9 protein-coding genes and 1 pseudogene are annotated in these 10,205 nt (G+C 61.3%); 6 read left to right on the top strand and 4 right to left on the bottom strand.

The features are described from left to right. Positions 1-1,551 (bottom strand): annotated as a pseudogene (locus L0H65_RS07870) ([protein-PII] uridylyltransferase); the annotation flags it as partial. A 42-nt stretch (positions 1,552-1,593) separates the two neighbouring features. After that, entirely contained in the window at positions 1,594-2,766 is a 1,173-nt protein-coding gene (locus L0H65_RS07865; protein ID WP_301458311.1) for a penicillin-binding protein activator, read from the bottom strand. Positions 2,767-2,863: 97 nt separating this feature from the next. On the opposite strand from L0H65_RS07865, the gene rsmI reads away from it, so the two are divergent. The 3 genes from rsmI (at position 2,864) to gshB (ending at position 5,137) form a co-directional block, all read left to right on the top strand. Then, positions 2,864-3,784, top strand: a complete 921-nt coding sequence (gene rsmI / locus L0H65_RS07860) for a 16S rRNA (cytidine(1402)-2'-O)-methyltransferase (protein ID WP_301458309.1) — start codon at positions 2,864-2,866, stop codon at positions 3,782-3,784. Further along, positions 3,781-4,134, top strand: coding sequence for a YraN family protein (locus L0H65_RS07855; RefSeq protein ID WP_301458307.1), 354 nt, complete (start codon positions 3,781-3,783; stop codon positions 4,132-4,134). The genes rsmI and L0H65_RS07855 overlap by 4 nt, the downstream gene beginning before the upstream one ends. A gap of 61 nt (positions 4,135-4,195) precedes the next feature. Next, positions 4,196-5,137, top strand: coding sequence for a glutathione synthase (gene gshB, locus L0H65_RS07850; protein WP_301458306.1), 942 nt, complete (start codon positions 4,196-4,198; stop codon positions 5,135-5,137). Here the strand turns inward: gshB and L0H65_RS07845 are convergent, their stop codons facing one another. Continuing rightward, positions 5,138-6,655 carry a YifB family Mg chelatase-like AAA ATPase gene (locus tag L0H65_RS07845; RefSeq protein ID WP_301458305.1) on the bottom strand — a complete coding sequence of 506 codons (1,518 nt, stop codon included), beginning with the start codon at positions 6,653-6,655 and terminating at the stop codon, positions 5,138-5,140. Positions 6,656-6,702: 47 nt separating this feature from the next. Then, a complete protein-coding gene (locus tag L0H65_RS07840; protein ID WP_301458303.1) occupies positions 6,703-7,572 on the bottom strand; it encodes a glutathione S-transferase in 870 nt (289 codons plus the stop codon). Positions 7,573-7,891: 319 nt separating this feature from the next. Here L0H65_RS07840 and L0H65_RS07835 point away from each other — a divergent pair, with 319 nt between their 5' ends. From L0H65_RS07835 to L0H65_RS07825, 3 genes are all read left to right on the top strand, one after another. Next, positions 7,892-8,770: an RNA polymerase factor sigma-32 gene (locus L0H65_RS07835; protein ID WP_301458312.1), complete on the top strand. Its 879-nt coding sequence runs from the start codon at positions 7,892-7,894 to the stop codon at positions 8,768-8,770. Positions 8,771-8,796: 26 nt separating this feature from the next. Then, positions 8,797-9,585 (top strand): ChaN family lipoprotein, encoded by a 789-nt coding sequence (locus L0H65_RS07830; RefSeq protein WP_301458302.1) that lies wholly within the window; start codon positions 8,797-8,799, stop codon positions 9,583-9,585. Positions 9,586-9,717: 132 nt separating this feature from the next. Then, a partial coding sequence (locus L0H65_RS07825) for a flavoprotein (RefSeq protein WP_301458301.1) occupies positions 9,718-10,205 on the top strand: 488 nt, incomplete at its 3' end.

The raw sequence follows: 10,205 nt of genomic DNA, 5'->3' as shown, positions 1-10,205 counted from the left end.
CACCGTATAATGATGATAAACGTTGAATTGCATCATCGCGACGATCGGCTCAAATTCCGGGATGATGGCCGAAAGCACGTCCAACTCATTCATCCGGCGCAGCGCGCGTTCGGGGTTGCCGTGTTTCAACAGCAGGTCGAGAAAGATGCGCTGCGTTTCGCGGTCGGCGCGCAAGGTGTCGTCGATCAGGTGGAGATTGGCGCTGATAACCCGCATGGCACTCGGATGAATGAGATAGCCAGTGCGCAGCCCCTCCTCGAAGATGCGCAGCAAGTTCAGCGGCTCCGCAGAAAAATTATTGCCCGCGCCGAATACGATGCGACCCTGTTCCAGCGCAAAGCCGTATTTCAGCTTCTTGCGGCGGCGGAAAAAGCCGATCAATGCGGGTTCGGATTTGGCGTGCCGCGCCTCTAGCTGGGTCAGGAACACGCGGGTCAATTCGCCAACGCGGGTGGCGTGGCGGAAATAATCCTGCATGAAATGTTCAACCGCCCGCCGCCCGCCGGCGTCGGCATAGCCAAGCCGCGCCGCCACTTCGACCTGCATGTCAAAGGTCAGCGTATCCATCGCGCGCCCGGTGATATAATGCAGATGACAGCGCACGTCCCAGAGGAAATTCTCCGCAGTGGCAAAGACGTTGTATTCCTCCTGATCCAGCAAACCCGCCTGCACCAGACCAGAGGCAGTCTGGACGCGGTGCAGGTATTTCCCGATCCAGTACAGCGTTTGCAGATCACGCAACCCGCCTTTGCCTTCTTTGATATTCGGCTCCAGCACATAGCGCTGCCCGCCCTGCCGCTTGTGGCGTGCGGTACGCTCGGCCAGTTTTGCCTCGATGAACTCCGGCCCGGTTTTCAGGAACAGGTCCGACCAGAGCTTTTCCCGCAATTCCCGCGCAAGGCTTTCATCGCCCGCAAGGAAACGGCGCTCCAGCAGTGCCGTGCGAATAGTGATGTCCTCGCGCGCAAGCCGCAGGCAATCCTTCACGGTGCGGGTGGCATGCCCGACTTTCAGCTTCAGATCCCAAAGCATGTAAAGAACCGATTCGATTGCCGATTCCGCCCAAGGGGTGACTTTCCACGGGGTCAGGAACAGCAGATCGACATCGGAATGCGGTGCCATTTCGGCGCGGCCATAGCCGCCAACGGCGACCACCGCGATGCGTTCGGCTTCCGTTGGATTGGCGAGCGGATGCAGGGTCGTGGTCGCGACATCCAGCGCGATGCAGACAATGCGATCCGTCAGCCAGGCCAGCGCGCGTATCAGGCCCCGCGCCTCGGCGGGGTTGCGGGTGAAGGCTTGCGACAGCCGGTCATTGGCGTGGACCCGTGCCTCCGCCAGATGTTTCACCACGATTGCACGCCCCGATCGCCCGTCAAGCGGGGCATTGGTCGCAATCTCCTGTTTGATTTGTGCCAGCAGTGCGGCTTCGTCAAGAATCGCCTCAGGCGGTAAAAGCAGGTCGTCGAAGCTGAGCTGCGGCAGGCTTGGAAAAGGAATACCCGCCACGGCAGCGGCGGGTAAGGCTTTCTCCGCTTTGGTGCGGGGCATGGTTCGGTTCCGTCGCGTTGCGCAGCAGGGGCAGGGGCCGGGTCAGAACCCGGCACCGCCAAAGCTGCGGGGGGCGGCGTCGATGATGACAACCTGATTGTTGCGGATCTGCGCCACAGCCAGGCCACGCTCATTGGTGCCATCGCCGCGCAGGCGGAAGATGCCGTTGACGCCAACGAAACCGGAGCCTTGGGTCAGCGCCTGCGCCGTCAGCGCGCCGGCGTTGCCGCGTTTGACCAGCGCCCCGATAGCGGCGATCCCGTCATAGGCGAGCCCGGAAATCGGATGCGGAGCCTCGCCATATGCTGCCTGGTAGCGCGCCTGAAACTGCTGGTAAAGCGCTGGGTCCGGCATGGCGAACCAGCCCCCCTGAACGCCGGGTAGCGCCAGCGTGGCGGTAGGAATATCCCAACGTGTCAGGCCGATGAACTGCGCGACCGAAGGATCAATTCGGTTGTCGCGCAACATTTGCGTCAGCATCGGCAAGGCACCCGCCGTATCGGCGGTCATGAACACCGCCTGCGCGCCGGAACTGCGTACCTGAGCCGCGATCTCCGGCGCGGCTTTGACGATCCCGTTTTGCGAGAATTCATAGCCGACGCGCGCCACGACAGAGCCGCCCGCGTTTGCCACGCCCCGTTCAATCGCGACGCGGCCAATCTCACCCGCAGGGGTACGGTCATTCACGACCATGATGTTGCGCTTGCCTTGGCCGACAGCGAAACGCGCCAGGCGATCGGCCGTATTCTGGAAGGTTGGCCCAAGCACGAAGACATTGCCGCCCGCGATGTCGGTGTTGTTTGAAAACGCCAGCACGTTGATACCACGGGCGGCCAGTGCCACCCCCGCCGCATTGGCGTTCTGGGCAAAGATCGGTCCAAGGATGATCTTGGCGCCCGCATCGGCGGCCTTGATCGCAGCGGCCTGCGCGCCCGCGGGTTTGCCGCCGGTGCTGTAGACCCGGAGGTCAATCCTGACGTTGCCAAGGTCGGCAATCGCCAGTTTCGCCGCGTTTTCAAGCGACCGCGCCAACACATCATCGCCCGGCGAACCCGACCCACTTGGCACCAGCAACGCGACCGGAACCGGGGCAGAGGTGGCAATCGACGGCCCGCCGCCGACGGCAACAGGTTGACAGGCGGCCAAGGCCATGGTGGCAACAATCGCAGCCATGCCCGTCAATGACTTGCGGGCAGATTTGAAAAACGACAACATGCGGATCCCTCATTCCGGTGGTACAGCAGACGGATTGACCCTATGCGGTTCGGGGAATGAAGTAAACTTTCGATGCGGTCCAAAAAGGGGCAATGCAATGGCAAGCGATGATTGGCCTGAAACGACCGAACCAGCGACCGGCACCGGCTTTCGCCCCGATCCGCGCCCCTTGCCGCCGGGTCTGTATTTCGTGTCGACCCCGATCGGAGCCGCGCGGGATATCACATTGCGGGGCTTGGATATTCTGGCCAAAGCCGATGTGCTTGCCGCCGAAGATACCCGAACCCTGAAACATCTGATGGAAATCCATGGGGTTGGCCTGAGCCATCGGCATGTCTTTGCCTACCATGACCATAACGGAGAGTCGATGCGCCCGAAACTCCTGCGCGCGCTGGCTGAGGGGAAATCAGTCGCCTATGCGTCAGAAGCGGGAACCCCTTTGGTCGCTGACCCCGGCTTTCAGTTGGCACGCGCGGCGATTGCAGGGAATCACACCGTACTTGCAGCACCCGGTGCGTCTGCCGTGCTTGCGGCGCTGACGGTTTCTGGCTTGCCAAGCGACCGGTTCCTGTTCGCAGGCTTCCTGCCAACGCAAGCGGGCGCACGAGCGCCGGTGCTGAAAGAGCTCGGCACAGTGCCTGCGACACTGGTATTCTATGAATCACCCAAACGCATTAACCGAACATTAGCAGAAATGTTGACAGAATGGGGGCCAGAAAGGGACGCTGCGGTTTGCCGCGAACTCACCAAACGATTCGAAGAAGTTTCGCGCGGGAACCTGAGTGAATTGGCGGCGGCGTTTGACGGCCGGACAGTGAAGGGGGAGATTGTTTTGCTGGTCGGGCGCGCAGTGCAACAGATGGCGGACGCGCAAAGCGTTGACGACATGTTGCGCCAACAGTTGCGCGACTTGTCCGTGAAAGACGCGGCAGCGGCTGTCTCGGTCGCGATGAATCTGCCGAAGCGGGAAATATATCAGCGGGCTCTGTTGCTCGCCCATCAGGAGGATGAGGAATGAGTGGATTGGTTTCCTACCGGGCCGGACTTGCGGCGGAAGAAGCTGTTGCGCGGCATTATTCCGACGGCGGACGCGTTTTGGCCGAGTCGCGTTGGCGTGGCTCGTCGGGAGAGATTGATCTGATCATGCGCGAAGGTGCCTCTGTCGTGTTTGTCGAAGTAAAGAAGGCGGCAACCCATGCCGAGGCGGCGATTCGCCTGACCTCGCGTCAGATGGCGCGTATTTACGCCTCGGCATCAGAGTTTTTGTCAGGCGAACCTGCGGGTCAGAACACCGACGCCCGCTTTGATGTGGCCTTGGTCGATGCCTGTGGTCGGATTGAAGTGCTGGAAAACGCCTTCGGCGGGTGAACAAAACTTGTGGTCGCGCTTTTGATACGGCAATGAGGGGCATCTTGTAAAGGAATGCACCATGGGCCTGAAAGTCGCGTTGCAGATGGATCCGATTGGATCGGTAAATATCGATGCAGACAGCACGTTTCGCATCGCGCATGAGGCGCAGCAGCGGGGTCATTCGCTGTTCTTCTATACGCCAGACAAACTCGGCTATCGGGAAGGACGTGTGGTGGCGCAGGGCTATCCGATCACGTTGCGGCGTGAAAAGGGCAACCATGTTTCCTACGCGCCCGGGCGAGAGGTCGATCTTGCCGAGTTTGATGTGGTCTGGCTGCGCCAAGACCCGCCGTTTGACATGGGGTATATCACCACGACGCATTTGTTGGACATGATCCATCCGAAGACTTTGGTGGTGAATGATCCGTTCTGGGTGCGCAATTTTCCGGAAAAGCTGCTGGTGCTGCAGTTCCCGGACCTGACGCCGCCGACGCTGATCGCACGGGATCTCGGGATGATCCGGGCATTCAAGGCCGAACATGGCGATATCATCCTCAAGCCGCTATATGGCAATGGCGGGGCGGGGGTGTTCCGGCTTGGCCCCGATGATCGCAATCTTTCCTCGCTGCATGAACTGTTTTCCGGCATCAACCGTGAGCCGCTGATCGCCCAGAAGTTTCTGCCTGCGGTTGCCAAAGGCGACAAGCGGGTGATTCTGGTGAATGGTGAAGCGGTGGGGGCGATCAACCGGGTTCCGCTGGCGGGGGAAACGCGGTCGAACATGCATGTCGGCGGGCGCGCAGAAAAGGTCGATCTCACTGATCGCGACCGCGAGATCTGTGCCGCCATCGGACCCGCCCTGCGCGACAACGGCCAGATTTTCGTCGGAATCGACGTGATTGGCGATTGGCTTACCGAAATCAACCTGACTTCCCCCACAGGCATACAGGAGTTGGAGCGGTTCGACGGCACCAACACCGCCGCAAAAATCTGGGAGGTGATTGAGGCCAAGCGCGCTTGATCATTTCTCCTTCGGGCCGACGGCCAGACGAAAGCTGACCGCCTCGGCGACATGCGGGGCACGGACATCGGCGGAATGATCCAGGTCCGCAATCGTGCGGGCGACGCGCAACACGCGATGATAGCCACGCGCCGACAGGCCAAAGCGTTCCGCAACGCGGATCAGCAGTGCCTTGCCTTCGGCATCCGGGGTCGCGATCTGGTCCAGCAGCGCGCCTTCTGCTTCGGCATTGACGCGCACGCCTTCCGCACTGGTAAAACGCTTGCTTTGAATGTTGCGCGCCGCCGCCACTCGGGCGGCGACCGTCGCCGTGCTGTCGCCACCGCTGGGAAGTTCGAGATCGGTGAAGGCGACCGGTGGCACCTCCACCCGCAGATCAAACCGATCCATCAGCGGGCCGGAAATGCGGCCAAGGTAATCTTCGCCGCACACCGGAACGCGCGCACAGGCCCGAGCCGGGTCCGCCAAGTAGCCGCATTTGCACGGATTTGCCGCCGCGATCAGTAAAAACCGGCAGGGATAGCGTACATGGGCATTGGCGCGGGCGACCACGACTTCGCCGGTTTCAATCGGTTGACGCAGGGTTTCCAGCACTGGGCGTGGAAACTCTGGAAACTCATCCATGAACAGCACGCCATTATGGGCAAGGCTGATCTGCCCCGGTTTCGCGCCGCGCCCACCTCCGACAATCGCCGCCATCGACGCAGTGTGATGCGGTTCACAAAACGGGCGTTGTCGCGAAATGCCGCCTTCCGAAAGCAACCCCGCCAGCGAATGGATCATCGAGGTTTCCAACGCCTCCACCGCCGACAATGGCGGCAGAATGCCGGGTAAACGCGCGGCCAGCATGGATTTACCTGAACCGGGGGAACCGACCATCAACAGATGATGCCGCCCCGCCGCTGCAATCTCCAACGCACGTTTGGCGCGTTCCTGGCCTTTCACGTCCAGCAGATCACGGCCTTGGGTTTCCGGCGTGACCTCCCCGGCTTCGGCGGGCGTCAGGGGTGCTTGGCCGGTGTAATGGCGCACCACCTCATCCAGGGTTGACGCGCCCAGCACCTGCGTCGCCCCGACCCAAGCCGCTTCGGCACCGCAAGCGCGAGGGCACAGTAGCGTGCGGTCCGCCTCCGCCGCTGCCATCGCGGCGGGCAATGCGCCGATGACCGGGACAAGACGGCCATCCAGCGAAAGCTCGCCGAGCGCCACGGTGTTTTCGGCAATATCGCGCGGAATAATCTCCAACGCTGCCAGCAACGCCAAGGCGATGGGAAGATCGAAATGGGAACCCTCCTTCGGCAAATCCGCTGGCGACAGGTTGACGGTGATCCGCTTGGATGGCAACGCGATGGACATCGCACCAAGCGCGGATCGAACCCGCTCTCGCGCCTCTGACACGGCCTTGTCAGGCAGGCCGACGATGCCGAAATATGGCAAGCCGGGGGACAACGCGCATTGCACCTCAACAAGCCGCGCCTCCACCCCCTCAAAGGCTACCGTGAAGGCCCGTGCCACCATATTGCCGCTCTCCATTAACTTTGGTTAATGTCTAGTGCTGCAATGGTTTACGAAGTGTAAATTGCCATGAATTTTGGCCATGCTTCGGGGTCTGCTACGGTTTTGTCGCGGCAAAATGCGTTGCAAAAGCCCCAGACCCGGCCGCCTGCCTGCATGAAATGGCTGACCTTGTTGCCGGAATAGGGACAGGTCGCATTGACCGACGGACCATCACAGGCGATCGCGAGTATCGGGGCAGGACCGGGCCAGACCCTCGTTGGATAGTCTCGGGTGTAGAAATCCTGATCCGGCCCGTCAACGAGGCCCATCGCTCGCCAGCGCCGAAAGGACGGATGAGCCAAATGTGCCGCGACATAGGTGGCCGCGTTGTCGTCGACGGTCAGGCCATAGCCCGCGATTCGCGCAGCCACCGGCGCGAAAAATACGTCCGCCGCGGAATAGGCGCCGCACAGCCAAGGACCATCAGCGCCGCTTTCTGCCCACGCCCAAGCCCAAAGCTGTTGCAACCGTGCAACGTCATCCAGGACTGGATCAGGAGGCGCACACGCTGCGTAACTGACGCGCAGGTTCATCGGGCAATGGCTGCGCAGCGCGGTGAATCCCGCGTGCATTTCGGCCATCAAAACCCGCGCCACGGCCCGCGCACGCGGGGCAGAAGGCAAAAGCCCCGCCTGCGGATGTCGGCTTGCCAGTTCTTCCGCGATGGCAAGGCTGTCAGACACGATCAGACCATCAGGCAACCGCATCGTGGGAACGGTGCGGGCAGGTACGAATCCTTGCAAGACTGTGGCAAATTCATCGGAGTAAAGCCGCGCGCTCTGGGTTCTGACGGGCAGTCCGAACGCGTCAAACAACAGCCAGCCGCGCAGGCTCCAACTCGAATAGGCGCGGTCGCCGATGGCAAGATCGTAGGTCATTTGGGATTCGCCCCGGAGGTTTCCAGAGATGTTACCCGCTGAAACGCCCAATAGGAAATGCGGATTTGTGGCAGCGGCCCTCACGGTATCTGATGGATTGCCCCGGCGCGTCGACGCTGGCCGGCAAGGACTCGTTCAACCAGAAATTGTCTTTCGCAACCGCCCCCCCCCAAGGCCATTGATGAGTTTGCCGGAGCGCGCACCACCTCTGACACCGTAAAGGCGGGGAACCAACGCGGCTGTCATGCGTTTTGATCCGGTATCTTCGCTGTTGCGTAGACAAGGTGGCGATGAACGCAAACCTGTATTCGGGGGCAAAATGGCACAGTTGGGCTATCGCGATCAAACCATGTCACGCCGGGCGATGAAGGCGGAACTGCTGGATGCGGAAACCGAATTGCAACTGGCCTATGCTTGGCGCGACCACCGCGATGAAAAAGCCCTGCACCGGTTGATCACCGCCTATATGCGGTTGGCGATTTCGATGGCATCAAAGTTCCGCCGCTACGGCGCGCCGATGAATGACCTGATCCAGGAGGCGAGCCTTGGCCTGATGAAGGCGGCTGACCGCTTTGATCCGGATCGCGGTTTGCGATTCTCGACCTATGCGGTCTGGTGGATCAGGGCGAGCATGCAGGAATATGTCATGCGCAATTGGTCGATGGTTCGGACCGGCACCACCTCGGCTCAAAAATCGCTGTTCTTCAACCTTCGCCGCGTGCGCGCCCAGTTGGAGCGGGAGGCGAATCAGCGCGGAGAGACGCTCGACGGGCAGCAATTGCGCGCGCTGATTGCCACCACCCTTGGTGTTTCCCTCGGCGATGTCGAAATGATGGAGGGTCGGCTCGCGGGCAGCGATCATTCTTTGAATGTGACGCAATCGACCGGGGACGAGGGCCGCGAATGGATTGACGTGCTGGAAGACAGTAGCGTTCAGGCTGCCGAACAGGTGGCCGAAAGCCATGATCGCGCGCAATTGCGCGGTTGGTTGGTGACTGCGATGTGCGACCTGAACCCGCGTGAGCGCTTCATCGTGGTGGAACGCAAATTGCGCGACGATGGCCGCACCCTTGAAAGCCTGGGGGCGGAATTGGGCCTGTCGAAGGAACGGGTGCGCCAGTTGGAAGTCGCTGCTTTCGGCAAAATGCGCCGCAGTCTTGAAACCCACAGCGGAGAAGTGCAACAGTTTCTGGCATGATGCCCTGCGCTTCTCCGATTGTCGCCATGTGCCTGCTCATTGCAGGTTCCGCCGTTGCGTTTGCGCGCGAGGGTTTGGATAATCTGCCCGCCGCCCAGATCGTTGTCATTGGCGAGGTGCATGACAATCCGATCCATCACCAGACACAGGCGCGATTGGTCGCGGAACTTGCCCCCAAAGCGATTGTTTTCGAAATGCTGAGCCCTGCGCAGGTGAAGGCAGCGGATGGCGTTGATCGGCGCGATGCGGCGGCGATGGCCAAAGCGCTGTCATGGCAGGACTCAGGCTGGCCGGATTTCGCACTTTATGCACCGATTTTTGCGGCCTCAGGCACAGCGCGGATTTATGGCGCCGCTTTGCCGCGCGCGGAGGTGCGCGGCTCCATGACCGAGGGTGCCGCTGCGATTTTCGGCGCGGATGCCGCGCGTTTCGGCCTGACGGACGCCTTGCCTGCCGCAGAGCAATCCGCGCGCGAAGCCGATCAGATGGCCGCCCATTGCGATGCGCTGCCGGTGGAAATGTTGCACGGAATGGTCAATGCCCAACGCCTGCGCGATGCAAGCTTTGCCCGCACGGCGTTGCAGGCGTTGGATGATACCGGCGGCGTGGTTGTCGTGATCACCGGCAGCGGCCATGCCGACCGTGCTCGGGGTATTCCCGCGGCCTTGGCAATGGCCGCGCCGAAGGTTTCGGTTCTCAGCATCGGTCAGTTGGAATCGAACCCCGGCGCGGATGCGCCGTTCGACCGCTGGCTTGTCACCGCGCCGATGAAGCGCGATGATTCCTGCGCCGCTTTTGCCAAGTCCAAGCAGTGAGCACAAGAACGAGCCTTTATCGGGCGAGTGCGGCGATACGGATTGAAGGGTTTCAGGGGCTGTGCAGATGACAATTCATTTCTGCTTGAAAACCGGTTAGACGGTGACAAGCGCGCTAGGAACGGAGCCATCATGCTGTCAGGCAAGCGTATTCTTCTTATCATCGGCGGTGGCATCGCTGCCTATAAATCGCTGGAACTGATCCGCCGTCTGCGTGAACGCGGTGCGTCGGTGACGCCGGTTCTGACCCGCGCGGGGGCGGAATTCGTGACGCCGCTGTCGGTGTCCGCCCTTGCCGGGGCGAGGCTGCATCAGGATTTGTTCGACCTCACCTCAGAGGCAGAGATGGGGCATATCCAACTGTCACGCTCTGCCGATCTGATCGTGGTGGCCCCAGCGACTGCCGATCTGATGGCGAAAATGGCGCAGGGTCGTGCCGATGATCTGGCCTCGACGCTGTTGCTGGCGACCGATACGCCGGTTCTGCTGGCACCTGCGATGAATGTGCGGATGTGGCTCCATCCGGCAACACAGCGCAATATCAAGCAGTTGCGCGGCGATTCTATCCGTTTTGTCGGCCCGACTGATGGCGATATGGCCTGCGGTGAACATGGGCCGGG

It is taken from the genome of Pseudorhodobacter sp. (assembly GCF_030452865.1).
Classification (GTDB): domain Bacteria; phylum Pseudomonadota; class Alphaproteobacteria; order Rhodobacterales; family Rhodobacteraceae; genus Pseudorhodobacter.
This window is presented reverse-complemented; position numbering and strand designations above follow the sequence as displayed.